General features: G+C 35.1%; 37 protein-coding genes. 10 read left to right on the top strand and 27 right to left on the bottom strand.

Annotated features, from left to right (window positions below):
• Positions 1-165: 165 nt before the first annotated feature.
• From KHA93_RS02770 to KHA93_RS02720, 11 genes are all read right to left on the bottom strand, one after another.
• The gene (locus KHA93_RS02770) at positions 166-702 is read right to left on the bottom strand and encodes a GNAT family N-acetyltransferase (RefSeq protein ID WP_213112746.1); all 537 of its coding nucleotides are present in this window, start codon (positions 700-702) and stop codon (positions 166-168) included.
• 12 nt (positions 703-714) lie between these two features.
• Positions 715-1,590, bottom strand: a complete 876-nt coding sequence (locus KHA93_RS02765; RefSeq protein WP_213109316.1) for a protein kinase domain-containing protein — start codon at positions 1,588-1,590, stop codon at positions 715-717.
• A gap of 2 nt (positions 1,591-1,592) precedes the next feature.
• Positions 1,593-2,045 (bottom strand): GNAT family N-acetyltransferase, encoded by a 453-nt coding sequence (locus KHA93_RS02760; RefSeq protein WP_213109315.1) that lies wholly within the window; start codon positions 2,043-2,045, stop codon positions 1,593-1,595.
• Positions 2,046-2,067: 22 nt separating this feature from the next.
• Positions 2,068-2,397: an HIT domain-containing protein gene (locus tag KHA93_RS02755; RefSeq protein ID WP_213109314.1), complete on the bottom strand. Its 330-nt coding sequence runs from the start codon at positions 2,395-2,397 to the stop codon at positions 2,068-2,070.
• A 15-nt stretch (positions 2,398-2,412) separates the two neighbouring features.
• Entirely contained in the window at positions 2,413-2,832 is a 420-nt protein-coding gene (gene fosM / locus KHA93_RS02750) for a FosM family fosfomycin resistance protein (protein WP_432806336.1), read from the bottom strand.
• Positions 2,833-2,867: 35 nt separating this feature from the next.
• On the bottom strand, positions 2,868-3,287 hold the full coding sequence (locus KHA93_RS02745; RefSeq protein ID WP_213109312.1) for a DUF1801 domain-containing protein: 420 nt from the start codon (positions 3,285-3,287) through the stop codon (positions 2,868-2,870).
• Positions 3,288-3,317: 30 nt separating this feature from the next.
• Positions 3,318-4,280, bottom strand: coding sequence for a DUF4003 family protein (locus tag KHA93_RS02740; RefSeq protein WP_213109311.1), 963 nt, complete (start codon positions 4,278-4,280; stop codon positions 3,318-3,320).
• An 86-nt stretch (positions 4,281-4,366) separates the two neighbouring features.
• Positions 4,367-4,990, bottom strand: a complete 624-nt coding sequence (locus KHA93_RS02735; RefSeq protein ID WP_213109310.1) for a hydrolase — start codon at positions 4,988-4,990, stop codon at positions 4,367-4,369.
• Positions 4,991-5,004: 14 nt separating this feature from the next.
• On the bottom strand, positions 5,005-5,802 hold the full coding sequence (locus tag KHA93_RS02730) for a class I SAM-dependent methyltransferase (RefSeq protein WP_213109309.1): 798 nt from the start codon (positions 5,800-5,802) through the stop codon (positions 5,005-5,007).
• Positions 5,803-5,816: 14 nt separating this feature from the next.
• Complete coding sequence (locus KHA93_RS02725; protein WP_213109308.1) at positions 5,817-6,683, bottom strand: class I SAM-dependent methyltransferase; 867 nt, start codon at positions 6,681-6,683, stop codon at positions 5,817-5,819.
• Between the two features lie 10 nt (positions 6,684-6,693).
• On the bottom strand, positions 6,694-7,161 hold the full coding sequence (locus KHA93_RS02720) for a GNAT family N-acetyltransferase (protein WP_213109307.1): 468 nt from the start codon (positions 7,159-7,161) through the stop codon (positions 6,694-6,696).
• Between the two features lie 189 nt (positions 7,162-7,350).
• Here KHA93_RS02720 and KHA93_RS02715 point away from each other — a divergent pair, with 189 nt between their 5' ends.
• The 5 genes from KHA93_RS02715 (at position 7,351) to KHA93_RS02695 (ending at position 9,692) form a co-directional block, all read left to right on the top strand.
• A complete protein-coding gene (locus KHA93_RS02715; protein ID WP_213109306.1) occupies positions 7,351-7,581 on the top strand; it encodes a hypothetical protein in 231 nt (76 codons plus the stop codon).
• A gap of 55 nt (positions 7,582-7,636) precedes the next feature.
• Positions 7,637-7,867: a hypothetical protein gene (locus tag KHA93_RS02710; RefSeq protein WP_213109305.1), complete on the top strand. Its 231-nt coding sequence runs from the start codon at positions 7,637-7,639 to the stop codon at positions 7,865-7,867.
• A gap of 75 nt (positions 7,868-7,942) precedes the next feature.
• Complete coding sequence (locus KHA93_RS02705) at positions 7,943-8,917, top strand: DUF6895 family protein (protein ID WP_213109304.1); 975 nt, start codon at positions 7,943-7,945, stop codon at positions 8,915-8,917.
• Positions 8,892-9,500, top strand: a complete 609-nt coding sequence (locus tag KHA93_RS02700; protein WP_213109303.1) for a hypothetical protein — start codon at positions 8,892-8,894, stop codon at positions 9,498-9,500. The genes KHA93_RS02705 and KHA93_RS02700 overlap by 26 nt, the downstream gene beginning before the upstream one ends.
• Positions 9,501-9,515: 15 nt before the next feature.
• On the top strand, positions 9,516-9,692 hold the full coding sequence (locus tag KHA93_RS02695) for a hypothetical protein (protein WP_213109302.1): 177 nt from the start codon (positions 9,516-9,518) through the stop codon (positions 9,690-9,692).
• 35 nt (positions 9,693-9,727) lie between these two features.
• Here the strand turns inward: KHA93_RS02695 and KHA93_RS02690 are convergent, their stop codons facing one another.
• The 6 genes from KHA93_RS02690 to KHA93_RS02665 form a co-directional block, all read right to left on the bottom strand.
• Positions 9,728-10,330, bottom strand: a complete 603-nt coding sequence (locus tag KHA93_RS02690; protein WP_349772340.1) for a class D sortase — start codon at positions 10,328-10,330, stop codon at positions 9,728-9,730.
• The gene (locus tag KHA93_RS02685; RefSeq protein ID WP_213109301.1) at positions 10,330-11,466 is read right to left on the bottom strand and encodes a processed acidic surface protein; all 1,137 of its coding nucleotides are present in this window, start codon (positions 11,464-11,466) and stop codon (positions 10,330-10,332) included. Before KHA93_RS02685 ends, KHA93_RS02690 begins: the two co-directional genes overlap by 1 nt.
• 98 nt (positions 11,467-11,564) lie before the next feature.
• Positions 11,565-12,110, bottom strand: a complete 546-nt coding sequence (locus KHA93_RS02680) for a class I SAM-dependent methyltransferase (RefSeq protein ID WP_213109300.1) — start codon at positions 12,108-12,110, stop codon at positions 11,565-11,567.
• A gap of 12 nt (positions 12,111-12,122) precedes the next feature.
• A complete protein-coding gene (locus KHA93_RS02675; protein ID WP_213109299.1) occupies positions 12,123-12,563 on the bottom strand; it encodes an ASCH domain-containing protein in 441 nt (146 codons plus the stop codon).
• Positions 12,560-12,994 carry a hypothetical protein gene (locus tag KHA93_RS02670; protein WP_213109298.1) on the bottom strand — a complete coding sequence of 145 codons (435 nt, stop codon included), beginning with the start codon at positions 12,992-12,994 and terminating at the stop codon, positions 12,560-12,562. The genes KHA93_RS02675 and KHA93_RS02670 overlap by 4 nt, the downstream gene beginning before the upstream one ends.
• A 2-nt stretch (positions 12,995-12,996) precedes the next feature.
• Positions 12,997-13,467 carry an NUDIX hydrolase gene (locus KHA93_RS02665; RefSeq protein ID WP_213109297.1) on the bottom strand — a complete coding sequence of 157 codons (471 nt, stop codon included), beginning with the start codon at positions 13,465-13,467 and terminating at the stop codon, positions 12,997-12,999.
• A gap of 668 nt (positions 13,468-14,135) precedes the next feature.
• Between KHA93_RS02665 and KHA93_RS02660 the strand changes: the two genes are divergently transcribed.
• Positions 14,136-15,059: a DUF4349 domain-containing protein gene (locus KHA93_RS02660; RefSeq protein WP_349772248.1), complete on the top strand. Its 924-nt coding sequence runs from the start codon at positions 14,136-14,138 to the stop codon at positions 15,057-15,059.
• Between the two features lie 25 nt (positions 15,060-15,084).
• On the opposite strand, the gene KHA93_RS02655 is transcribed toward KHA93_RS02660, so the two are convergent.
• The 4 genes from KHA93_RS02655 to map form a co-directional block, all read right to left on the bottom strand.
• On the bottom strand, positions 15,085-15,627 hold the full coding sequence (locus tag KHA93_RS02655) for a GNAT family N-acetyltransferase (RefSeq protein WP_213109295.1): 543 nt from the start codon (positions 15,625-15,627) through the stop codon (positions 15,085-15,087).
• Between the two features lie 7 nt (positions 15,628-15,634).
• Positions 15,635-16,066: an NUDIX hydrolase gene (locus KHA93_RS02650; RefSeq protein WP_213112744.1), complete on the bottom strand. Its 432-nt coding sequence runs from the start codon at positions 16,064-16,066 to the stop codon at positions 15,635-15,637.
• Between the two features lie 173 nt (positions 16,067-16,239).
• A complete protein-coding gene (locus KHA93_RS02645) occupies positions 16,240-17,091 on the bottom strand; it encodes an AraC family transcriptional regulator (RefSeq protein ID WP_213109294.1) in 852 nt (283 codons plus the stop codon).
• 118 nt (positions 17,092-17,209) lie between these two features.
• Positions 17,210-17,953, bottom strand: a complete 744-nt coding sequence (gene map / locus KHA93_RS02640) for a type I methionyl aminopeptidase (RefSeq protein ID WP_213109293.1) — start codon at positions 17,951-17,953, stop codon at positions 17,210-17,212.
• A gap of 603 nt (positions 17,954-18,556) precedes the next feature.
• Here map and KHA93_RS02635 point away from each other — a divergent pair.
• Positions 18,557-18,697, top strand: coding sequence for a hypothetical protein (locus KHA93_RS02635; RefSeq protein WP_213109292.1), 141 nt, complete (start codon positions 18,557-18,559; stop codon positions 18,695-18,697).
• Here the strand turns inward: KHA93_RS02635 and KHA93_RS02630 are convergent.
• The 5 genes from KHA93_RS02630 to KHA93_RS02610 form a co-directional block, all read right to left on the bottom strand.
• Positions 18,691-19,317, bottom strand: coding sequence for a YdcF family protein (locus KHA93_RS02630; RefSeq protein WP_213109291.1), 627 nt, complete (start codon positions 19,315-19,317; stop codon positions 18,691-18,693). The two genes, KHA93_RS02635 and KHA93_RS02630, sit on opposite strands and share 7 nt — an antisense overlap.
• 39 nt (positions 19,318-19,356) lie before the next feature.
• On the bottom strand, positions 19,357-19,791 hold the full coding sequence (locus KHA93_RS02625) for a GNAT family N-acetyltransferase (RefSeq protein ID WP_213109290.1): 435 nt from the start codon (positions 19,789-19,791) through the stop codon (positions 19,357-19,359).
• A 266-nt stretch (positions 19,792-20,057) separates the two neighbouring features.
• Positions 20,058-20,666 carry a transglutaminase-like domain-containing protein gene (locus tag KHA93_RS02620; RefSeq protein ID WP_213109289.1) on the bottom strand — a complete coding sequence of 203 codons (609 nt, stop codon included), beginning with the start codon at positions 20,664-20,666 and terminating at the stop codon, positions 20,058-20,060.
• Positions 20,667-20,683: 17 nt separating this feature from the next.
• Positions 20,684-21,055, bottom strand: a complete 372-nt coding sequence (locus tag KHA93_RS02615; protein WP_233711024.1) for a nucleoside triphosphate pyrophosphohydrolase family protein — start codon at positions 21,053-21,055, stop codon at positions 20,684-20,686.
• A gap of 18 nt (positions 21,056-21,073) precedes the next feature.
• Positions 21,074-21,505 (bottom strand): GNAT family N-acetyltransferase, encoded by a 432-nt coding sequence (locus KHA93_RS02610; protein WP_213112742.1) that lies wholly within the window; start codon positions 21,503-21,505, stop codon positions 21,074-21,076.
• A gap of 189 nt (positions 21,506-21,694) precedes the next feature.
• Here KHA93_RS02610 and KHA93_RS02605 point away from each other — a divergent pair, with 189 nt between their 5' ends.
• From KHA93_RS02605 to KHA93_RS02595, 3 genes are all read left to right on the top strand, one after another.
• Entirely contained in the window at positions 21,695-21,832 is a 138-nt protein-coding gene (locus tag KHA93_RS02605; protein WP_213109288.1) for a hypothetical protein, read from the top strand.
• 101 nt (positions 21,833-21,933) lie between these two features.
• Positions 21,934-23,439 carry an MDR family MFS transporter gene (locus tag KHA93_RS02600; protein WP_213109287.1) on the top strand — a complete coding sequence of 502 codons (1,506 nt, stop codon included), beginning with the start codon at positions 21,934-21,936 and terminating at the stop codon, positions 23,437-23,439.
• A 392-nt stretch (positions 23,440-23,831) separates the two neighbouring features.
• A complete protein-coding gene (locus tag KHA93_RS02595) occupies positions 23,832-24,404 on the top strand; it encodes an SCO family protein (protein WP_213109286.1) in 573 nt (190 codons plus the stop codon).
• 68 nt (positions 24,405-24,472) lie between these two features.
• Here KHA93_RS02595 and KHA93_RS02590 read toward each other — a convergent pair whose 3' ends face one another.
• Complete coding sequence (locus KHA93_RS02590) at positions 24,473-26,713, bottom strand: YhgE/Pip domain-containing protein (RefSeq protein ID WP_213109285.1); 2,241 nt, start codon at positions 26,711-26,713, stop codon at positions 24,473-24,475.
• Between the last annotated feature and the right edge of the window lie 65 nt (positions 26,714-26,778).

Below are 26,778 nucleotides of genomic sequence, written 5' to 3'. Positions count from 1 at the left end.
ACGTACTATTAAATAAACAAAAGCCACTAAAAATGTATACTTTCAATCTATTGAAAGACGAACCCCTTATGATCATTAAATGATCATAAGGGGCTTTTTTTCATTTCATATTCTTTTATCGATATAATACTAAGACGCTAATCCATCTATAAGCTTATCCTCCACTTAATATGGATTAAATTCAATCAACCAGCAATCTCGATATTCACCTTCATGGAGTTCATGTTTTGGCAGAAGTTGCATTTTCTTAAACCCACATTTTTCGTAGCAATGAATCGCTCTCTCATTCCACGTTTGCGGATCCATTACAATCTTTTCAGCTTGTTTTGCCTCAACCAAAAACTGTACCATTGAACGGACTAGAAGTTGACCAATGCCACGGTTCCAATAATCTGGTTCACCAATAAATTGATCCATGCCATACATTATCACTGTATCAAAATATCCGTACTCCTTTTTATCTTCATCTTCTAATTGATAATATTGAATATAACCAATTGGAACTTCTTCATATTCAATGATACAACGTTGAGTTTCATCATTTTCTCCATAAAACTTCTCTAATACCCTTTCCTCACTAAAAGGATTATCGCGACCTTCGTAGTACTTAAGAACAATTGGATCTGATAGCCATTTTGCCAATAAAAGATGGTCTTCAAATGTTAAAGGTCGCACTACTAATTTATCATTTTGAAATAACATCATTGACGCTCCTTATCTCTTTAAAGCCTTATTCCAAGCATGTAAAAATTCTTCCACCGATCCAAATCTCTTATTTCGATCCTTTTCAACCGCACATGAAGCTACTTCATACAGTTCTTTACTTGCTTCCCATTTTTCAAAAGAACGATCTAATTCACCACCTACTAAACAAAAAGCAACCGCTCCCATGTTAAAAACATTCGTTCTCTCATCTATTACCGCACCAAGTTCAAATTCTTCCGGTGACATAAATCTTGTAGAACCCCAAAGTCTCCCCATTGTGTTCGTAAAAGGCTTTTTCTTATATAAATCTATATCACAAATCTTCGTGGCATTATTATGAAAATCATGCATTATACTTCCATCATAAAAATCGACAGCAACAAAATGTTTCCTTTCAGCATACACGTGCAACTCATATATTATTTGTAAGGAATCTAATTTAAATGGCAAAGGAAGGTGTTTAAACCGATAAAATGGCGACTCTGGATCTTCATATTTTGCAGGAGGGGGAAATGACCAGTGTGAATGGAGACATTCTCCTGGAAACCATTCGAAAACTAACACATATCCTTGATCAACTTGAAAATGTCTCTCCAAATTAACAAGATGCGGATGAGCCAATTCTTCATAAATCTCCACCGATTTTTTTAACCTATCGATTGCCTCTTTGGGATCTCCTTCATAATCCATTGTTTTAGCACCAGCGTATTTCACAAATTTTTTTAGACCATCTTTTTCAATACCAAAACATAGATTACCTGAGTCTTGCTGATCAAAAACAGCAAATACATTTCCCATATGTTGAAGCCAATTAAAATCATGTGTTTCTTTTAATTGAAATGACATTTCTCCTAAACGCATTGTAACTGCTGACTTAGTATCCATTCTTATTCTCCTAACACTTTTGACATCATGATCATTCTTGGGTTGATGTAAAAACCATTTTTTACATAAAAAGCCTCAGCTTGTCCTCCTTCACCAGTCAACAGATACAAACGCTTTATTCCGTTCTCCTTGCAGTAATCTTCAAGAGTAGACAATAAGTTAGAACCTACTCCTTTTCCCTGTTCTTCTGTTTTCACGCACATTTCAATTACTTGAAAATGTTTACCATCCCACCAAGTTTCAGAGATTCCCATTAAAAATCCTATTAGTTGATTATCATGATCAAATAAGCCAACACCCCAATATTGACGATGTTGAATAATATCCAGCAAACGTTCCTTTGCACTTTCTAACGTCCATTGATCAAACCAGGGAGCTTGGTTAAATACGTATGTATATAAATTTGCACATGAATCAAGTTCATCAAAAGTGATATCTTTTTTATAAAATGTCATCTTTCCCTCCTAAATTGATTAACTATCTAATAGGATCTCCCGATACGATATGCCAATGAAGATGCTTAGATTCCTGATAATCCCCCAAGTTAGTGATGACTTTACAAGCCCTATTTTCTGAATTAACTTTGGAAGCTACCTGTTTTATGACAGAAAAAAGTTCTAGAAATAACTCATTATCACTTTCTTCAAGAGATAATAAGGATGGAATATGTTTTTTGGGAATTGCCACAATATGGACACGATAAAATGGTTTTGTATGATAGAAGGCAAGTACATTTTCAGTTTCCATTACTTTTCTAACAGATGTTTTCCCGCTTAACACCTCATCACAATAAAAGTCTACTGACATATTGATGCCTCCTAGCTAACTAAAAAATTCCATATGATCTTTATCTTGTTTATAATAATTCAAACGTTCTTCCAATGTACCTGTATGAAACTCAAACTTATGTCCATCCGGGTCAGTAAAGTATATAGATTTTTTATCCTTTTCATCTCTTGTTCGGCCTTGGAGAATATTTACTCGTAAAAGTGTCAGTTTTTCATATACGCAATCGAAATCAGACTCTTCTATTGAAAAAGCAATATGAGTGTATGATTGTTTTATTTCACTACGAGAAATATCTTTCTCTTCATTTAGAGCTAGCCAAATCCCATTCAGATCAAAATAAGCCGTACTTCTCCCCTTAACAAGGAGCTTTGCATCAAAAACATTTTGATAGAATATAATCGATGCCTCCAAATTGGAAACCGAAAATAATAAATGATTTAACCCTTTAACTATCACACTTTACACCTCTAAAATGATTAGTTCCAATATTAGCTTGGATACCTTTCTTGTAAGAATGTTACGGATTGGTTAATTAAACCTTTTAACACCTCTACATCGATATCTGCTACTTTGTTAATATACACACATGCTTTTCCTGAGGTGTGTTTTCCAAAATCCTTTAATAATTCCTCTCTTTGAGGATCACCTGTGGCAAAATATAAACTGGTTTTTGCTTTTCGAGGTGAAAAACCGACTAGAGGTGCATCCCCCTCATGTCCCGTTTCATACTTATAGTGATAGGAGCCAAATCCAATAATACTGGGCCCCCACATTTTCGCCTTATATCCTGTCGTTTCCGTAAAAATGTCTAATAACTTATAAGCATCTTCACGTTTTTTTGGATTATCCACATTTTCAATAAACTCGATAACACTGTTATCCGTTTCTTTTGTTTTTAATTCATACATCAAGTTCACAATCCTTTTCAATAATATTTTTTAATGATTACTAGAGGCCGCTGCTGCAGCTGCTACGGATCCTGCCATTGCAGCTTGTTGAGCCTGCAATATCGTTTCCATCGTCGTATATAGACTTGTTTCAGTCAAATTCGGTTGTTTCAACTTATCTTTTACATAGAAACTCACAGCAAGGATGAGGTTAATATCTTTTTGCCATTTGAAATGTTTTTCTTGATTAAACCGATCATAAACATCCGTAATGATTTCCATATCTAACTCTTCATTAGGCAACAAAGCTAGCATACCCATTGTCGGATAATACGTTGCTTTTGGCTTTATCCCTTTTTCCTTAAAGGAATCAAAGACATATACTGTCCTGTTTAATAAATCTTTCTCTGACTCTTCATTGTTCAATGAAAGAATGTGACTTATGAATTGTAAATTATTCCCTTTATAAAATCCATTCTGATTGAGTTGATCATAAAAGTACTCACTACGTTGAATAACATTTTCCCTATTTTCCGAAGCAAGTAAAACTGCAAGCGGATAATCCTCAGATGAAGTTAGGAAAGGATGTTCTTTCTTCATGGCATTATAAGTCTCTTTTCCTTTAACGATAAGCGAGTGATAATCCAAGTCAACCGTTATCTTCAACAATACTGAAGCCGCAATATAAGTAAAAATACCCCTACTAAATTTTTCTTTAATCATATCCTCGTAAATCTCAAATAATGAAGAAACTTTAGTTTCTGGGTCATCATAATTTACATCAAGGATTGCAGCTGCTGTATATCTTGATTCAGATCTCATATACGAAAAATATCCTGAACGATCTTTAATTTCATCGGCAATTTTTAAAAACCTTTCAATTTGAAAATCCTTTTTGTTCATCGCATAAAGGGAAGCAATCATCATTAAAATCTTTTTGTCAGATACTTTCCATTTCATTTCCTTTCTCAGCTGTTCGAATATTTGAATATAGTTGTCTATAATATTGTTCATGTAGGAATCACCCTTTCAACTTTATAAATGAAGTACGTATTAATTGAAATATTAGTTTCAATTTTCCTTTTAGTTGGGGAAAAAACCTACATTTGCTTAATACTTTCTGATAACTTTGAATGGATAAGCATGATCGATTTTTCAACGGAAGTTTCAATATAGCCAACTATTTGCTCAAAGGAAAACACATTTAACTGTTGATTAAGCACATTATCATGATAGTCCATATCTTCAGCAATCAAGGGTAATAATTCTATTACATTTTGTTTTGTCACTTCTTCAAGATCAATGACAGAATCACTTTTCTTCCAATCTATTATTTCTTCATCAACTCCGTAATAATGCAATAATTTACCATTTAGTAATCTAAAATCATTATGATATAGATTAACCATATTTTGATTATGTTCAATTCTATTTTTCAACCAAGGTATAAAAAATCCTTTTAACCATAAATCGTCTGCTATTAAATGACTATAATAGCCTAAAATATAACTTGACGGATGATATAAGCTATATTTATGTAAAAATGTTTCATAATCAATACTTCTTGAAAAATCTTGTAAATCCCCAGTGAAAAAATGAGATATTTCTTTCGGAGTTACAGCATCAGGCGCTATCCCTCCTAATAAAAATAAATCTTTATCCATGATTGATATTTTTTTAGCTATTTCATTTGTAATAATGAGATGCATCACTCTAGAACCCAAATTTTACACTCCTTTCATTCAAGCCGTTGTTTTCTTAAACGTAAAATAATTACCGGTGGAATTTCAAACCAATCAAACTGATTTGTTTCAAGTTCTTTTCGGAAGCTTGGTTCTATTATTCCGTCAAGGACAAAATGATGTTGAAACGCAAGATTTAAATAATAGGATAATGACCGATGAAACATATAATGTGAGGTTGGTTGTCCTTTAATACCGATCGCCTTATATGGTTGTGGAGTAAGATAGTTGAATATCTGAATGCTAGTCTTTGATTGTACGTTACTATTATTATCTTCTATTTCATGTACATTTCTCATATTTGGAGATTGAAAGCAAGGATGCGTTACGGAAAAAACAAAGATACCATTCTCTTTAAGTAATATTTTTAAAGCTCTCATTAGAGGCTGAATATCAGCAATATCGATTAATGCCATATTGGCAACAGCGCTATCGAATGTTTGTATACCAAGTTCTAGTAATGATTCTTCGTTTGTTACATCGCAAACTTTATATTGTAATTGATTAATTTTACTTACCGAACGTAGTTTAGCTCGTTCAATCATTTTAGAGCTATAATCGACAGCAACAACATTTGCTCCTAAATCTACAAGTCTTCTTGAAAAATTTCCATTCCCACAAGCAATATCCAAGATCCTTTGACCCGTTTTTACATCCAATAAATTTTCTGTATGAGGTCTAATGATTTCACGGTGAAATTGGTTGCTTTCATCTCCCATATAATCGTCCCAAAATTCCGCATTTTCATTCCATCTTGATTTTGATTCATCATTCAACTCTTTCCATTCACTCAAAGTACGGGCTCCTTTCAATCGTACTGGCAGATAAATGCACAAACTGGTTTTGATATTCTTAATTTTCCTCCAGCTAGCCTCAAAGCTTTTTCAGTAAAATGATAAAAAGTCGATTGAATTAGTTTTCTAATATCAGAATTAATACTTTCATCATTAAATGGCCCTTGATACAACTGGGTCGCCATGTAATATTGTAAAACTGGTTCTGGATCATCTACTTCAAAGCCAGCATCAAAACTATGCTTATCAACTTTATTAAAAAAGCTCCTTAACATATGTTCACCATTCTCCATGGAGAATGTTAAATGATTTTTGCTATGGTCAAAGCCGATCCCTAATTCACGCATCGTTTGTAGATGCAAAGAAAATAGTTCAGGCATCCCTTTTTCACTATTAGTCGTGGCAAGAAATATCCCTCTACTTTTTAATACTCTTCGGATCTCTGTTAATGTATTGGAAATATTACTAACATGGTAGAGCATATGATTCGCCATTACTACATCAAACTCATTAGATAAAAATGGAAGATCTTCAGCATCTAATCTCAAATGAACCATTGGCAAATCATCTTTATTTGCGATTATATAAGATTCTTCCAATACTCCAGTAGATAGATCACCTGCCATTATAAATCCACCATTATTTTTTAGCTTAGCTGCGATAGGGAGAGAAAATCTTCCGTTCCCAGCACCAACATCTAAAATTTTTTCATTGCCTACCAATTGAAGTTTCTTGATAGCCCATTCTTCAAAAGACTGTTCATGAATGGCATATTTGTTCATCACATCATACTTCCATTCAAGATTTTGTCCAGTTCGATAAATACTACGGATACTATCCTTATCTGTTGAATTTTCATAATAATCTTTTGCTTGAGTCATTTCATCACCCCTATAAAAACAACATATAAATTTCTTTATCCGAAAACCACTCAAATCCCATCGACCGATACAATGATCGGGCATTATTATTACTTGTGCCTGTATTTAGCTGCAAACGATTTGCATCTTTTTCATTCGCCAAAAGAATAGATTCGTTGATTAACATCTTAGCAATCCCTTTTCTTCTGAAGCTCGGCATAACAAAAAGATCCTGTATAAGTAATATTGGTTTTCCTTTCGTTGTTGAAAACCCCCAGTTCAGAGTAATGAATCCAGCAGGGGAATCACCACTTTTCACCATTAAAAAGTTTGCATTTTTGAATTGCAATAACTTCTTTAGATTGTATAAACATTCTTCTCTATTTTTTTCAGTCCATTGATTAGAGTACATATAGTGCACAACTAGATAGCTAGCATCAGGAAGTGTTTCTATCGAAAGAGGGATTATCTTTGTTTTTAATTGGCAAATAGTATTCACCTACTTTTAAGGTTTATTGTTTATCATTCCATTGCCAATGATAAAAACCCTTCTTCAAAGAGTAATATTTCTTAACTGATTACTATGGTCCTATTTTTTATACAAAAAGCAACAGCTTGTTCTAACCGTTTTTCGTAATACATACTCTTTAGTTAGTTTCATCAAAAATACCAAAAAGGGGTGAATTCAATGCCAGGTCCAACAAATGAGCAAAACCCACTATTGGCAACAATTAAAAAGAGCGGGGTTTTAAATCCGAATGCTACACTAGAACAATTGGTTAATATTTCTGCCAATCATGCTATTAATCCGGGTGGTCTTAATGCTGCTTGGGAACTAGTAACTAAAGATTTTGTTTACAAAGGAAGTATGCCTGAAGAACTTGAGCTTGGACATGTAGTCCGACCTATAGATAAGTAATTTTCTAACGAGGCAATTCGTCAACTAACGGAAAATTAGAAAGGATGATATTTCTTTGCCAGGTCCGACAAATGAGCAAAATCCACTATTGGCAACAATTAAAAAGAGCGGAGTTTTAAATCCGAATGCTACACTGGAACAACTTGTAAATATTTCTTCCAATCATGCCCTTAATCCGGGCGGTCTTAACGCTGCTTGGGAATTGATAACGAAAGATTTTGTATTAAGAGGAAGTATGCCTGAAGAACTTGAGCTTGGAAATGTAGTCCGACCTATAGAAAAGTAATTCATTTTAGAAAATAAATCAATGAGTGAAAAGAGAGAATTCTCCCTTTTCACTCTTTAAAAGGGGATGCGCAAAATGAATTTCTCCAAACCAGGAAACTCATTTTCCCATGAACAAGAAGTCATTATGAATTTAATGAAAAATAGCTTGGAATGGATTGATCGAAATTTACATCGGTTTTCTCCAGTGAGAAGCGGAGATCTTGATGAATGGGATGTTAAATCATTTTCTGAGTTATGTTTTCTTTATATACACTTAAAGCATTGGGACCACCCATTAACGGAAAATATACTTCCGAAATGGTTTGATTTTCTGCGCTTTCATTTAGAGCATCCAGTATTTGCCCAGATGGCTCGTAAACGACCAATTTCCTCTTTCCCCTTTGTGTTTCCTTATCTTAAGCTAAGATCTGGTGGGTATCGTAACGAGTATTATGAACAAACTTTAGAAATGATTGAACGTTGGGGGTATTTTAAATCAATTGAGGTTGTCCCATATCGGGCATTTGATTTAGTTTATACATATTGGAAATCCGGTTGGCTTGAGAAAGAGCCAGATTGGGAGAAGCTGTATATGGATACTGTGATGGCTCGTAGTCAAAACTCATTTTGTATAGACGTAGACTCCGCTTATTCAATTACACATACGATATTTTATTTAACGGATATGGGAAATCGTCCTGCACCAATCTCTAAATTACATTTCGATCGTTCAATACAGTTAGTAGAGTCTCTATTAATTCATTATTGGAGAATTGGGCATTGGGACCTGATGGGAGAATTACTTATCAATTTAAATAATATAGGTTATACGAATACTCTATTGTTGAACGGAGCCCAAAAAGCATTTCATAAAGTGTGGCGGAACAATGGGGCACTTCCTAGCATGAGGACTCCTCAAGTTATAAATTATGAGCCTTATTCCGAGGAGGAGTTTCAAAACTGTTATCATACAACACTTGTTGGTCTCTTTTATTGTGCTACAACCTTAAATCGTATGAATTCTGCTGTAGGAGGAACCCATCATGTCTCGTATCAAACAAGTAGCTGAAAAATCTAGCAATTGGCTTGAAAATATCCAGTCTGCAAACGTAGAAATAATAAATTTACGCGAACTTGGTATTGTGTTTTGCGAATCAATCCTATCCAAAAATGATATGTTGAACTTGTTGAGAAATAATGATATTCCAATTAACCATCCAGATGAGTTCCCATTATCACTACTTGATATGAGACGTAATGAAATATTATCGTTTGCAAACAATGTATTCTTTTCTTCATCTCCGAATAAAACTGATTTTCAAATAGAATGGGCACAAATTATTGGTGGTATTGCCATTTCATATGCTCGCCATGGGGACATTCCGGTTGTTTCAGCGTTGGTAAAGATAGCTGCGATACTTCGGTTAAAGGGTCCTCTATTAGACGAATCACATATTTTTTTGTTAGACCAGCAAAACATAGATGGATCGTTCGGATTTTTTGATAGAGAGTGGAAACTATGTAACGATTCAAAAATTGAAGAAGCGGAAACACATATCAAATTGCGCCTTACAGTCGAGGTACTATGGGCGCTGGCTGAACTTTCACAACAACCGTCGGAAGAAAATGAACGAATGCATTTCATAGTATAGAAAGGAGATTGACAAATGCAAAACAAAAAAAATAATGACATCATTTTACGTTTACATCAAAGTGGTTTATTAAATCCAGATTTATCTTTAGACGAGTTGATCGAATTAACTGAGCAGTTATGTAAAAAAATAGGAGCAACGCTGCTAACTGAAGATATGAATCAGATATTTATTCATAAAAATAAAAAATAATATTTTAACCAAAAGGAGCCATCGACAGACAGCTCCTATACTTTTGTATTCTTTTTAATTAATTCTGCAATTAGTACATATCGTTGAGGGGCATCTCCAATGTAGTAAAATGGATAGCATGTAGTCACTGTTAGTGTAGCCCTCGGTTTAGGGACGATAACCGTTCGATCATCAGCATCGACAATCCGTACCTTCCTTACTTCATACGTGAACTCACCTGCAGATGTGGTAACAATTAGTAAATCACCTTTCCCAACTTTTCCAAGCTTTCGAAAAACTGTATCTCGATGGCCAGAAAGAACTGAGTTATCTTTTTCTCCGGGTAAAACACTCCCTGTGAAATGTCCAACACCTTTTTCGAGTTCATCCTCATCCGCCCCTTGAAATATTGGCAAAGTGGCATCTATTTTCGGAATAATTAATGTACCAAATTCCTCACCCTTTTCTGGACGAATTGGATACAGTTCATTTTTCGGCTTTTTTTCTTCCAATACAATAGGAAGTTCCACTACTTGGGGTTTTGTCGGGTCCTTTTTTTCAGAAGTCCTCATTAAAGGCATGGCATTTACTACGAAAAGATATATCCCTGCCACAAGCATTGAAATTCCCATAAAGAGCAACAACCATTTTCTTAATATCATGGTTGCTTCACAAATCGTCTGCGGATTAAGAACAATCCTCCAATAGTAAGTATAAGTCCCACTGCCGAACCTTCAACATAATTTCCAGCCGTATTTGGCATTTTTGCGCCTTTCACAGTCTTAGGTTTTTTAGGCAACATTTTCTCAATTGGCTTCACAATTGCTTTTTCAGTTTCCTTAATCTGTTCAATCAAACCCGAATTGAATAAATCAGCAGTCAAAAGCAAATCTGCCAAAAGCACACCATCATAGTTATACAATTCGATAAGCAGGTCTGAACCATTAGTCGTTTCAAGTGAAATCAAATCTTCATAGGAAAGTTCTTTAGTCTTATGTCCTCCTTTATAAAGATAAAATTTTGCATCAATCTGGAAAATGCCCATTAATTCTTTCATAATTTCAGCCATATCAACGATTTGTTCTTTCGATAAATCCTTCGCGCTGTCAAAATTAGAAAATACATCTAAACGACTCATGATGCTTTTCAATTGCGACTCAACTTTCGTCTCATCAATTTGCAAGCTAGCTATATGAATAAATAAATTCATGATTTCATCTTCAGTAATCCCTAATTGATCAAACGTCTGCTGAGCAATATAAGTTACTACTGCAAATTCAAGTTCTTCAATAGATTCATAGTTTTCGATTGCATCATCGTTCGCTTTAAGAAGCGCATTTAAATCCGCCATTGTAAGATCATAATTTTTTAAAAACTGATTAAGCGATTCTGTTGTGATAGGGGTAGATAAATCTGTATAAAAAGAAATAATGAAGTCCAAGTAGTTAATATATTTGAAGACTTCTTCAACTTTTTGCCCTTTTTCAAGCTCCCCATTTTCAATCAAAAATTCTTCCAGATCTTTTTCACTTGAAAAGTTATATTCAGAAAGTAATTTTTGAAGATTTGTACCGTTGATGGGTTCCCCCAACGCATCATAAACTTCCTGAACTGACTTAATTTCTTCAATAAACAGATCCTTCGATAACAATAAAAATGTTTCTAGCTCATCCTCAGTAAAACCTGTATCTTCAAGGACAGGTGCAATATCATTTGAAGTTAGTGCAAATGATTTAATCGGAAAAACTACGACCAATAATGTAAAAGCCATCACCAAAGAGAGTACACGTTTCAAGTTGTTTTCCTCCAAAATAATAATAATGTACTTTTTTACTATAATGGAAGATTAATATGTAGAATAGTATTTTTTCACTGGAAAATACACCCGTTTTTTTAACGCTTTATGACATCTACTATCAATGAAGGAAACAAAAGTTTTTCCCCTTGATTTCTTGGATCATAGTGTTTGGAGCGAAAAATAATCCCTTGTTCTCCGTCCCAATGATTGTAGTGAAATGTTCCGTCCTCATCATGAAATTCCAATAACTTAACCTCAAAACCAGCGTCTTGGAACATGTCTGATAATGTTTTATAGTTATATACAATTTTATGGCTTGCGGCTGGGTGATCTTTAGGACCTGGTCCTCCGACCTGAACTATTTTTTGATACGTCTCATCTGGAAAAAAACCATCAGGTACAGCACATCGTATATAACCAAATGGCTTTAAGTATTTATAACAAATTTTAGCTGCCAATATTCCTTCTTCATATGTAAGGTGTTCCCAAACATGTTCTGCTACAATGGCCGTTATTGAGTTTTCATTGAATCTTTTCTTCCAAGTCGAAACATCCAATAAATTTAGATCATTTTGCTGCGTATGTATCCATCCCGGGTTGTTATTGTATTCCCCCGCTCCAACCACTACTCTTATAGACATTGATCTCTCTCCTTATTTATAGACCAGCTCAAATTGTTCAAAGACAACAGGCATTTCCCATGTGAACTCTTGATTAGTAGCTTTACATACTTGTGTGTAGTACCTTATATGTCCTTCACGCCATGATTCTAAATTTTCATCTTCCCCTTCTAATCTCGCTAGCTCAAACGTTACATCCTTGAAAGGTAGAATTTGCACGGATGTCGTTTGAATGATGCACTTTGGTTCTCCTGACCAATTCGTGATGACGCTATAGTCACCCACTTCTGGTAAAGGTTCATTTTCAAAATCATAAATGGAAGGCGCTGTTGCTTTCTTCTTTCCTTCCAAAACAAGTTCCAATAATTCATTTGCCAGCTTTTCATTTAATTCAAAATGCCATGATGTATAAGGTTGGTTCGGTGTATTCGTTTCCTCTAAAAATTTCTCCCAATACGTTTCTATTAGATTCATTTGTTTAATCCCCTTCTCCACCTAAATATAATAATCCCTAAAATGAGAGCAAGCAGAACGATAATACAAGCAATAACTCCGGGCAAAGGCCATTCACTCCTATACTCACCTTCTCTGATTGCTTTTACATATGTACCATCCGGTGTTTGAACTGCAATTGCTTCATCTGTACTAGTTCCAAATATGGAAAAGTATTTCGTTCCCTTTTGATAAGTATTTGAAAAATTCCCCCAATAAGATCCTTCTTTATCGGAGTATTTCGTTACATGACCAATTTCTTTGTCAATGTCCTCAACAATTTCATCACTTATAACATAAGCATATCCTTCCCACACAACAAATGAATGTGCCCAACTAGCCATTGAACGAGGCGTTATAATAAATGATAGGATTAACAAAAGAATAATTACTAGCGTAAATCTAGCTTTCATCATCATTTCTCCTCTAATCTACCAAGCAATTGATATGGCCTGACTTCCCATGTTTCATACGGTATGAAGTTCTTTGAATTCATAGCATCGATTGTGCGAGATTTCATATGAGGACGTGTTATGTATTGTTCAATATTTAATTCATTTATCTTAATAAACATAGCTTCTTGTATTTCTTCAGGCTGCATGTTTATAGTACCACTTACATACTCTGCCTTAAAAACGATCGACAAAATATGACTTGTTGCGTTGTAATAGATTCCCGTAATCCCAACCGGACAAATCACAATACCTGTTTCCTCCAATACTTCTCTACAAACGGCATCATCCAATGGTTCTCCGACTTCTACTTGTCCCCCAGGACACTCCCATGTATCGGATCTCGAATGCGTTTTAACTAACAACACTTCACCATTTTCATTAGTGACGTAAGCAGAAACAGCGACAATATGTTTAGGATGTTCATATCCCATTTCATAGCCCCCTTTTTAAAAAACTTGCCGCCAAATAAGGCGGCAGTTTATCCCTTTAGATTCACATAACCATTTCTATGATCCTAATGTATTCTTCCTCGTTTTCTTTTAGCCGAACTATCTTACAAAGCTCCTAATTTAGCCTTAAAAATTCAGCTATAATACTCGCTACTGTTTTCATAATTTCATTGGAATCCCTGCTGAAGTCCCAACTTTTCAAAAATGTAATTGCCATTTATGGAAATGACACCTATTTCCTTCCAAATTAGACCAAACCCCATATAGACTATCGAGTCGCACTCCCATTTCCAGATACGATCAGCCAACGAAGACGATCTAAATTTGATACAGCATAATACTATTCTTCCCTCATAACTGCACGGTACGTTTCGTGTAAAAACGCAAAAAACTTGCTTCTCCAGAATTCTAAAAACATTCTGGTCAAATCATTTAAAGCACTTATCAGCAAGCGATTCCGATGTTTTGGAAATTCTGTATCCCTTTCAACATGTCTAGATACAAATCCCACACATTTTTACCAACTCCATATTATGCGTGTAATCTATATCATTCGAGATTTACAATTCTTTTCCTTCTTTTAAAAATTGAAGTGCAACTTATCTTTTGTTTAAACGTCGAATATGTTAAACAGACTGGAGGGGGATATTGTGAAAAAAGGGTTTATCATATTATTGTTGACGAGTCTTTTTATGACTGCATGTAGCTCAAATAATTCAACTGAAAGCAAAAGTAGTGGTGGAAAATCTGGCTCTTCGTTAGCAGCGGATCAAAAAATGGAAATGTCCAGGGAAGATTTTTCAAATGAAGTAGCCATGGAGATGCCAAATGAAGAGTTAGAAAATGCGGACAAAGCTGCAGAAGTTAAGGATATCGACATAACCAAAGATAGAATGATCATCCATCAGGCACAATTACAGGCAAAAGTTAAAAACTTTGAGAAAGCACAACTTAACATTGAAAAGAAAGTAAAAGAATACGGTGGATATATTGTTGAATCGAATACTTATCGTGAAACCGATGAAACGGTCAGCGGTACAATTGTCGTTCGAATTCCCGAAAAACATTTTCAAACGTTTATAAATGATGCTGAAAAACAAGCTGCAGAAATATTAGGCCGAAACGTAACAGGGCAAGATGTAACTGAGGAATATGTAGATTTAGAATCTAGACTTAAATCAAAAAAAGCTGTTGAAAAAAGACTTCTTGACTTTATGGCTGACGCAAAAAAGACAGAGGATTTATTAAAAATCTCATCGGATTTAGCAAAAATTCAAGAGGAAATTGAGGTTCTTGTGGGAAGAATGAAATACTTAGAAAATCAAACTTCATTTTCCACAATCCAAATCCATATGATTGAAACTCGCGTCGTCATTCCAGGGATAGACAATAAAGATTTAAATACATGGGAAAAGACGAAAAAACAATTAGTGGATAGCACAAACTTTATTTTAGTTGCTTGTTCAGCACTAGTAGTATTTTTTATAGGAAATTTACCTGTATTCGTTCTCCTTTTAATCATTGTGGGTGTCATTTTCTTTCTTATTAGAAGAAGGAAGCGAAAAGATCTTTAAACAAAACGGAAAGCTAGGTACTATATTATCTAGCTTTCCACTCATATTCGAGAATACTATATAGGTAAGAATCACGCCAGCCATCTTTTATTAATAAATCTTCACGCATTCTTCCTTCCAACATCATACCCGTTTTTTCCAAAACTTTTGCAGATCCAATATTTCGTGTATCACATGTAGCAAAAATTCGGTGCAGATTAAATTCAGTAAATCCTAATGTAATCAATAGCTTTGCGGCTTCAGTTGCATATCCCTTCCCCCAATATTCGGGATGAATGATATAGGATATTTCACCTGTTCTGTTCGTATTGTCACGTAAATTTAATTCACACGAACCAATCAAGCTATCACTCTCTTTTTCTATAATCGCAAAATAATATCTTGTTCTTGGATTTTCTTGTGCATCCATAAGAATTTGATTCAAAAAGATTTTTGTATCTTCTTCCGTATTCGGTCCCCATGGTTGAAATCGGCAGACGCTAGGATTGGATGCATATGCGTGGATATCCTGCCAATCTTCATTAACAATTTCGCGGAGTTTAATCCTTGTACCTTTTAAAGTATCCATACTGATTTCACCTAAATTCTTTATTCAGTCGTTCAGCACGTGCTAAACTTTCTCTTAAAAATGGAGGGGAATTCGGATGCTCCATAATTTCATCATATGTCAGCCACATAACGGATTCAACTTCGTCCGGACTTTTAGCAAATGCTATACCACTTTCATATTCTGCTAGAAAAACAACATCTACTACGTGTTCCCCTTTATCTGTAACAAAGGACGTACTATGAACATAGTGAAGACGATCTTGGACCTTAATTCCAACTTCTTCAAAAATCTCACGTTTCACTGTTCGTTCCAAGATATCTGAGGAATTTCCCTCAGGATCAACTTTCCCGCCTATGAGGGATAACATTCCTCCTGCGTGCTCTTCTTTTTTGCTTCTTTCGATAATCAGCCATTGATCATCTTTAAAAATAGCTGCTTCAGTGTTCACGATAAACATCATTCGTGTAGATGCCTCCCTTTACTTTTTTAATCATTTAAATGTGATAAAGTTAAATCTATTGCTCCTTTCAATTTCGTCTTTCTCTTCCTATTACAGTTCTCTAGAACCTTCAACTATTCCTTTTTTATAAAAAAACAGGACAGGTACATATACCCTGTCCCGAAAAAATATTATTTTACTGGAATCCATATTTCTGAATAGCAATCTGGGCTGGATGGATTGTCATCTGTATAAACTTCTAAGTCTGGTGTACCGGCATGTGCATAGCCGCTTGACGGAAACCATTCAGAGACGATTTTTTTCCACGCATTTTGCATGGCATCCGGCATAGGACCATGAACTTCAAATACAGACCATTTGGATGCAGGAATTGTCAAGTTCTCTAAGCCATTTGAACCTTCACTTTCAGATGCTGTTGCAACCCAATAATTTATCACTCTGTTCGATAATGGGTCACAAACACCTAATATCCCTTTTAGTGTCCCATCATTAACTTTTACCAGTGTGTCCACAATTCCTTCTTGATGTACTTTTTCCCACATTTTTGGAATGCCGATTAAGTTCTCACCGTTTTCACAAGAAAAACTTTCCTTTACTCCCACTACTTGAAAACTTTCTCTTTCTACAATTTTGTATTGCATTGGCTCTGCCCCTTTCAGACTCACTTGGATTACCAAGCGGTTATATGATTTCAGCTTTCCCATTTTTTTTCGTGCTTCTGTTGGGCTGATTCCATGTTGTCTTCGAAAAGCTTTTGAGAAAGCCTCGGGAGAGTCATAGCCATATTTTAGGGCTAAATCAATGATCTTCTCATTTGTTCTTATTAGTTCTTGCGCGGCTAATGTCAGCCTACGCCGTCTGATATATTCGCCAACGGTCATATCCGTTAAAATCGAAAATGTTCGGTGGAAATGAAATTGCGATGAGTTTGCCTGTAGTGCAATTTGCTCAATCGTCATATCATCCAGCAAATGATCTTCTATATAATCAATTGCCTTTTGTAAAGATTCAACCCATGCCATATAGCAGCCCCCTTCCCTTGAATAAATCATAGCAACATCAGAGCTCGTCATCCTGTCTCTTTCTGCTTTGTTTTGTCAATTTTTATATATCGTTTTGGGAGCTTCAAGTTTTTACGCATTATTCAGTAATGATAATAGGTCCTTCTTTCGTCACGATGACAGTATGCTCAATTTGAGCAACATAACTTTGATTTACGGTAATATAAGTCCAGCCATCCCCTTTTTCGTATACTTCTTCGTCATTAGAAGAAATAAACGGTTCAAAGGCAATGACCATTCCATCTTGTAAGAGTTCATTATCCCACGGCTCATAGTAATTCATAATATGCTTCGGGGATTCATGCAAAGAGCGACCAACTCCATGGCCTGTCAAGTTTTTGATGACAGTAAAACCATGTTCTTTGGCAGTATTGTTAACGGCTTTTCCAATTCCGTTTAACTTAGATCCTACTTTAAATTTTGCAAGACCTGCTTCAAATGCTTTTTGTGCAACATCACAAAGAGAATACAATAATGGTTCGCCCTCACCTGCTACAATTGAGAGACCAGTATCCGCAAAATAGCCATTCTTAGATCCCGATACATCGATATTTACTAAATCACCTTCATTGATTACACGTTTTCCTGGAATTCCATGAGCTACTTCTTCATTTATGCTAATACAAGTAAAACCAGGAAAATCATATTCTCCTTTTGGCCCAGAAATGGCACCATATTTTTCAAACAGTTCTCCAGCAAAATCATCTAATTCTTTTGTTGTAATTCCTGGTTTAGTTTTTTTTATCATTTCGTCACGAATAATTGCAACGATTTTTCCAATTTCCTTTAGGCCATGTAAATCCTCTTCAGTTTTAACAATCACCGAATTTCCTTCTTTCTATAGTTAATTCAAGTTTTATAAAATCGTACAATTATGATTTTACCATAATCATTCACATTCAATGATTTTGGGCAATTTCAGACAGGTAAATAAATTAGACGATAAAGTCTTTCTTTCTATATTTAATCTTAGGACATTCCTTAATTCTAATGTTCCTTTGAGCCTTCTTACTAGCCATTGTTTTTGGAGTACTGTCCGTGAACACAATATTACCGACTGCAGTTTCCGGGTTTACTGGCTGCTACCATGATGTTACTGACCGCGGTTTCGGATTTAGTTGGCAGTTACTACGATGTTACTGGCCATAGTTTCAGATTTACTGGCCGTCACGACAAAGTTACTGGCTACAGTTTCAGATTTACTGGCCGTTACTACGATTATACTGGCCATAGTTTCGGATTTACTGGCCGTCACGACATAATTACTGGCAGGGTTCGGATTTACTGGCCTTTACCACGATGTTACTGGCCGCAGTTTCAGATTTACTGGACGGGTTCGGGATTACTAGTCCAACCCAACTTTCTCACATATTTTCCACTTAAATAATGCATAATATTTTTAAATAAAAAAAAGGAGAGCATTCATTTGAAAAAAGAAAAAAAGCATAATAAAACTAAGAAAAACGATATTAAAAATGATCGCAAACAATCAGTAGATGACTATTTTGACCAAGAAAGTGGGCAACCAGTACCTCAACCTAAAGACTATGAAGAAATTGATTACTGATCATTTATTATCAATTTTCCCGGAAGGGTCCAGTCAACAATTGCACCTTCTTTTATATACGATATGATTTTTCGCGACTCTTCCGTAACCCTCTTCCTCCCGTGTACATTTAAAAACCAATTATCCTTTTTTGTACTTTGGTCTTCTGCCGGACAAAGAGAAAATTCAATCCAATCTGGCATATACGTTTTTAAGGTCAAAAATGTTCTCCGCATGTGATAACTAGCTGTTACGATTAGGAGTCTTTCTATTTTGTGTAAATCAAAATATCTATCTAATACTAATAATGAGGCCAAAATATTTTCCTTCGTATGTGTTGAAATCGTTTCAACCAAAATATCTTCTTCTGGTACTCCTAGCTCTAGAGCTTTATTTTTTAATATTATAGCTTCTGGAAATGAATTTCCATTCCAAGCTACCCCACCAGAAAATAAAAGTTTATTTGCCCTGCCCTCATGGTATAACTGTAATGCTTTTGGCAGCCTATATTGGACTGCTTTACTACTCCCAAAAACCATAATGCAATCGCCTTTTTTAAGGTCGTCATTTATGTCACTATATAGAAGTTTCGTCATTAGTTCATCTGAAAGATCTTCAAATTTCAATTCAGAAATCTTCATTCACAATCCCCTCCAACACTTCAAGAAACAAGGCTTCGACTACAAATTTTTTTCAAGTATAATTTTGATCTCGCCATTTTTATCAATATATGTATCCATAATATTAAATCCATTTTTTATGTTTAAAATCAGCATTTGCCTCCATTTGTTTTTTGTTTTCGTTTGGACTATTTTATATCCTTTATCTATCAGATACTGGTGTTGTTTCTCCATTAACTTAGTGGCAATTCCTAGATTTCTAAAGGTTGTATCTACACCACCAAGCCAACTGTAGAATTTCTCATTCGAAATTTCGTATCCAATTTTGTAACCAACTACTTTTGAATTTATGGAAGCTACATGGATTAGTAAGTTTCGTTTATTTTCCATTTTCTTAACCATTATTGAAGAATCTTGAAAAATACCCTCATGAATTTGCAAAATTCCTGTCATGATTTCATTATCAGGTAGATCAGTAAAATAAGATATGTCCATTAAACCTCATCCTTTCTAAAACAAAGTATTTTTGAAGCCATCTACCTTACAGAGACAAAAATCCATAACGAGTAGTAAGAAAATGAACTTGCATTGTAACCCTTAAAAGGAGTATTTGCCTATAAAGAGTACCTTTAAATGCTTCATCATTACTCCTTGTACAACTTTTTGTCTCAAGAGGGAAAATTGAACGATTCATCGTTACTCTTAGAGCGATTTTTTGTCTAGGAAGAAAATTCTAAAAATACTAATAAAAATACCGCCACTCAAATAAATGACGGTAAATCGTGTTGATACATTTTCAAGGCATTTTTACTATTTTCCAATACAGCGATTGTTTGTTGATTCGGTTCAACATATATTGTAAGATAATCTATTTCATCCAGATACTCCCTAACAGGAAAAGCCAAAATTTCCTCATTGATAGAAAATTCTGCTTGTACACCAGGCTTATTTCCACGAGCATCAAGACGAATCCACTTGTTTAAGGACGATAAAAACACCCCATTAAATGCATGCAATGAATAACCTTTTTCCGGGCTATCAAATATCATAAGTCTTTGATAACAAAACCCAGTGGGCACCTTTTCCGCACGTAACAAAGCCGCCAATAAACTGGATTTGGCATAACATATTCCTTCACGATGAATTAGTACTTCTGAGGCTCGACAAGTTACCTTAGTACTTTGTATATCCCAAGAGTGATGAATTTGATCTCGAACATATTCAAATGCAATTTTTACTTTCTCAATATCAGTCAGACTCTCATAAAAAAGCTCTTTTCGAGTCTGTACGATAACTGGATGAGAATAATCTACTACATCTGACTCTTTTAAATAATCATTCATGCTATTAGATTCACATAGTAGCTCCAATTATTCCCCTCCTTGTTTCAATATCTCTTCCTTGTAGCCTTAATTTCCTCTAGTTTCGAATATAACTCTGTTTCAAGATCATATTCAAAATGATTTGCAAGTTTCAGTAAATAAGCTAGGCAATCTGCTAATTCTTTACCTAAATCTTCTCTAATGGACTCTTTCGCCATTTCCATTGCTTCGATATCTGTGTATCCTTCAGATAGATATTTCTCTGACAGATCAAACATACTCCTAAATTCCTCGGCAACCTCCGCGACTTCAGTCGTTAATAACATATGTATGTATAGTAGAAATGTTTGATTAGCTTTAAAGCTGTTTTTATCAAAGCGATTGTATCCCATTTCTGTTTCAAAGCTGCGATAATAATTTTGTAATTTTTCCATCATTGATCTCCTTCATTACGATTATACATTTTTTAAAAATACATAACTGACCTTGTCATATTTCATTTTCTCTTCATAAAAACGATGTGCGTCCTCACGTTGCAAGCCAGAAGATAATGCTACTTTTTCGTAACCATTTGCTTTTGCCCAATCGTGAACATAGGATAACAACTGTTCACCATACCCCTTTGACCTTTCTTTAGGGGATGTCACTAAATCACACACCCATATGTAATGACCATAATACAGAGTAATCATTGGCATAAATCCTACAACTGCAACAATCTTTCCATTGTGATCATAGTAAGCTGCTAATCTGTAATTCTCTTTTTCTTGCGCTTGCCGAACTATCGCTATATACGACTCTTCATCAAGATGAGTTCTTAAATGTTTCATAACTTGAAATGCAGATACAATATCTTCCGTACTCTCTAATTCTCTAATCAAAAACATCATCTCCCCATTGGTAAAGTAATAGCAGTTTGCTCAACGACAAACAAACTTCAGTCCATCCACATATCCAAAAATATATATTAAAAAAGCATTATTTTCTTAACTTTTAAAAAAGTCTTTGACACACCTTGCCAAAATTTGTATATTTTATATACTACTTTATTTTGATTTGTAAAGGAAGGTGCTTTTATGTGGGACTGGATTCTCTACCTATCTATTCCTTTCATTGCATTTGCAATAATTGAAGAGTCAATCTATTTAATTGTAAATTTAAGCGTTTTCCGTACAAAAAAGCAACCCAAAAAATTAAAGGATATTGATGAATAGACATATAAATATGTTTATAATATTATCAGTATCTTTTTTTGTTTGGCAATAGTGTTAACCTAGTTGTACTGTAGTTCATTGAATTTGGAGAGGAGTAAATTATGGCAGAAAAGAACAATAGGTTAGGCTTGGTCGTAACTGGGTTATTGTTAGCTATCTTAATGGCTGCAATGGATAATACGATAGTAGCGACATCCATGGGTACGATTGTTGCCGATTTAGGTGGTTTTGATAAATTTGTATGGGTGACATCAGCCTATTTGGTGACTGTTATGGCAGGAACGCCTATCTTCGGTAAATTATCGGATATGTATGGTCGCAAACGTTTTTTTATTTTTGGATTAGTTTTTTTCTTATTTGGTTCTATTCTGTGTGGAACTGCAAATACGATAACACAACTAAGTATTTATCGGGCAATACAAGGTTTAGGTGGAGGCGCATTGATGCCAATTGCCTTTACAATTGTGTTTGATATTTTTCCAGCTGAAAAACGCGGTAAAATGACTGGACTGTTTGGAGCTGTTTTTGGGACGTCAAGTCTTTTCGGTCCGCTTCTTGGTGCATATATTTCAGAATATATCGGATGGCATTGGATATTTTTTATCAATATTCCAATTGGGATCATCTCGTTTTTATTAATTTCTTTCTTTTATAAGGAATCACTTGAACACAGGTCACAGAAAATTGATTGGTTTGGAGCTTTTACTCTCATAGGGGCAGTTGTTTGTTTAATGTTCGCTCTTGAACTTGGTGGGAATCAATATGCATGGGATTCCTTGATTATCATAGGATTATTTAGCTTATTCACAGCATTCTTTATAACCTTCTTATTTGTTGAGAGAAAAGCAACGGAACCGATCATTTCTTTTCAAATGTTTAGAAAACGGCTATTCGCTACGAGTAACGCGATTGCATTTTTTTACGGTGCAACTTTCATTATCGCAACGATTTACATACCAATCTATATTCAAGGAGTTTTCGGCGGGACTGCTACAAATTCCGGGCTCATTTTAACTCCGATGATGCTCGGGTCTGTTTTCGGCAGTCAATCAGGTGGATTATTAACGACTAAGACGAGTTATCGTAATATCATGATTTTGTCAGGTATCTTTTTTATCACCGGTATATTTTTATTAGGTACACTGACCCCTGATACATCTCGTTTGGTGGTAACTATATTTATGATCATTACCGGCTATGGAGTAGGTTTCAATTTCTCAACATTAAGTATGTCGGCTATTCATAATTTTGATATGCGCCAGCGTGGTGCCGCAACGTCATCCCTTACATTCTTTCGTTCTCTTGGAATGACCCTAGGGATCACGATTTACGGAATTATTCAAAGAAATTTGTTCACGAATTCATTAACTAAAGAATTTGCTGGGATGGGAAATGGTAAAGGCTTTGGCGATTCCAGGGAGCTTTTATCCCCGGAAACACGTAAAGAAATACCAGCACCTGTTTTAGAGAAAATTACGGATGCATTATCTAATTCAATTGCTCACACTTTTATGTGGGCACTTATTCCAGCTTTGTTAGCGGTCATATTTATTTTTATGATGAGTAAGGAACGGGTTATTGTGCCTGTGAAAAAAGCACATTCTTAAAAGGAAGCGGACCTTCGCTTCCTTTTTTCACTTCTTATGCAAGTATATAAGTTTCTGCCGTTTTATATTTACTTACTTTATAAAGTCTAAGGTAAACAGACACGCTAGGTTTCTTAGTCAAATAACCTCTAGCCCAGAAGGGAATATCAGCTTCCAGGTGTATAGATCATTTGCTTATCACTCCAGTTTTAGCACCTTCTCTTTTCCGACCTCGTCTTAGTTCTTTTATCGAAAATCTTGGATCGAAATCCTGCGATAGCTGCTTCGTGTGGTTTGCACTTTTCTAGCCATATATTTGGAGAATTTCCGAACAATCTACTGTACTATCCAATAACTTTAACTATTATTATATAATGAAGGCAAGCATTGATTTTTAGGAGGTTTTTTCGTGTATGAAAAAACGATTTTTTGTCTTTTTATGTTCTATTCTTCTCTTATTAAGTGCATGTTCTTCGGCTCCTAAAAGCGGAAGCCCAATAAAAGATTTTAATTATACAGACCAAGATGGTAAACCACTAGGTCTTAATGATTTAAAAGGCAAAGTATGGGTAGCGGATTTTGTTTTTACTAACTGTACGACTGTTTGTCCACCAATGACCTCGAATATGAGCCAGCTTCAACAAGAAGTAAAAGATGCTGGATTAGAAGATATCCACTTCGTTTCTTTCAGCATCGATCCTGAAATTGATACACCAGATGCGTTGAAAAAATATGGTGAAGCCTTCGATGCAGATTTTTCAACTTGGCATTTTTTGACAGGATATTCACAAAAGGAAATTGAGGACTACGGCCCAAAAAACTTTAAAACTATCATTAAGAAACCCAAAAATGATGACCAAGTTATACACGGTGTAAGATTTTATCTCCTAAATAAAAAAGGAGAAATTATTGCAGATTATCCTGGAAACGAGGATGTTCCATTCAAACAAATTATAAAAGATATTAAAGCTGCGAATAAACAATGAAAATAAAATGGGTGGCCGGATAGTCGTTTTACGACTACTGGCCACCCATTTATGTTCAGATCCTTTTGTTATGCGTGACTATTTAATACAGAAAATTGTCTTTTATGTTTATATTGAAAGAATCCAAATGTCATCACCATACAACCAATGGCAAATAAACTTAAGATAGCTATATTATGCCACATAAAGCTGAAGTCGCCACTAGAAATGACTGCTTTATATGCTTGAACTGAATAGGTCATCGGCAAAAATACATTAAACGGCTGCAGCTGTTGAGGAATTAGCTCAAGTGGGAACGTTCCAGCACTTGTCGTCAGTTGCAAAATGAGAATAACGATAGCAATAAAGCGACCAGGATCTCCAAACAATGTCACTAAAAATTGGATTAGTGCTACAAATGTTAGACTTGTAACAATTGTTGTCAAAATAAAGAGAGGTACACTTTCAACTTCTATTTTGAGACCAAATAACATGATGGCATCAGCTAGTAATGATTGGATGATTCCCACTATTGTAAGTACACCAAATTTCCCAATAAACCAACTAATTCCATTCTTCGGTAAAATCGCAGGCTCTATTAGAGGAAAAACGATTGAAATCAATAATGCCCCAACGAAAAGACCTAATGATAAAAAGTATGGTGCAAATCCTGTTCCATAGTTTGGTACCTCATTGAGTGCCTTTTTATCTACTGTAATCGGTTCACCCATCATATCGTACGTGTCATCGTTTGTTTTTATATCTTTTACCTGATCTCCAGCGTCCGAAAGCTTATCCTTCATCTCAGCGGATCCATCTTCAAGCTTTTTCATCCCATCTACAAGGTCTTTAGTGCCGCCCGCTAATTGATTGCTTCCATCACTAAGTTTTGAAGAACCTGAAGCTAATTCCTTCATTCCACCACTTAATGTTGTTGCCCCATTTGAAAGCTTATTTGCTCCTTCACTAACTTCTGTTAACTTTTCATCAAATAATGAAATTCCACTTAATAATTGATTTTGTCCTCCTTCTAATGCTTGAATTCCGTTTAATAGTTCTCCTGAACCGGAGGAAAGTTCATCCAATCCTGATTTTAATTGATTTTGCCCTTTTGTTAATTCACCCATTTTCTCAGCTAATGTGCTTGCACCTTTTTGAATTTCTTTTGAAGAAGAATGTAATGTTTCAGTTCCTTTTTCGACTGCACTACTTCCAGCCTCAAGTTTTGCAATACCTGCTTCAAGATTAGCTTTCAATTGGTTTCCAATTTGTTTCTTTATTTCATCAGGTAAAGGTAAGTCGGCTAACTGATTATCAATGTTTACGAGTTGCTCTTGCATTTGTTTGATTCCTGCATGTAAATCACTTGCACCTTTTGCAACTTCGCCGGCACCTGTTTGAAATTCAGCTAATTTATTCGCTAAAAAGCCTGTTTTATCTTGTATTTGAGTTGCCCCGGAAATGACGTCCCCCATTGCTTTATCCGCATTTTTAAAACCTGCATTTAAAGTATTGGCTCCACTCGATAATGTCTGAACGCCTTTATTTGCAGCAACTGCTCCATCTACGAGCTTTCCATGTCCTTCTTTTAATTGTGTAATTCCATTTGCAAGATTTCCGGCTCCTTGAGCTAACTCATCACTTCCAGATTGCACTTTAGAAACACCGTTATTAAACTCAATCGATTTTTCAGCTAGTTCATCTAATCCTTCTTTCAGAGTTATCGAGCCATTATTAAGTTTTCCTGCTCCATCATATAATTCTTTTGCACCGTCACTTGCTTGTGCGAATCCGTTGCCCATTTCTTTTATTTTATCAAACATCGTTTCTGAGTAAGTCGCTACGACTTCTTTTGATACAGCTGATTTTATTTCTTTTATAGCTGTTTCCCCGATTTGCGCAGATAAAAAATTATAGCTTTCATTAGGTATATATTTTAATTCCAACTTTTTAGGATGTTCATCTAAAAGGGTAGTCGCATTTTCTGAAAAATGCTCAGGGATTTCAATGAGCATATAATATTTCTGATTTTCAAGGTTTTTATAAGCTTGTTTGCTTTCAACAACTTGGAAATCAAAATCCTTACTCTCCATCAATTTTTCAACAAGTTCATTTCCCAACTGCAATTCTTTATCCTCAAAAACGGCTCCTTCGTCACTATTTACGACCGCTACTGGTAAATCGCTAAGACGATCATACGGATCCCAAAACGCCCATAAGAACATTCCACTATACAATATTGGTACGAGCATCACAGCAATAAGGGGAATTAGTAGTTTCTTATTCTTAAATATTTGTTTAACTTCAGCAAAAAATAATGTGTTTCGCATACAAAAATCCTTCCTTTGTAAAAATAAAACATTATGACTATTTTTCTCAATTGGTCAATCACCTT

Origin of the sequence: Lederbergia citrisecunda (genome assembly GCF_018343695.1) — a bacterium.
Taxonomy (GTDB): domain Bacteria; phylum Bacillota; class Bacilli; order Bacillales; family Bacillaceae_C; genus Lederbergia; species Lederbergia citrisecunda.
This window is presented reverse-complemented; position numbering and strand designations above follow the sequence as displayed.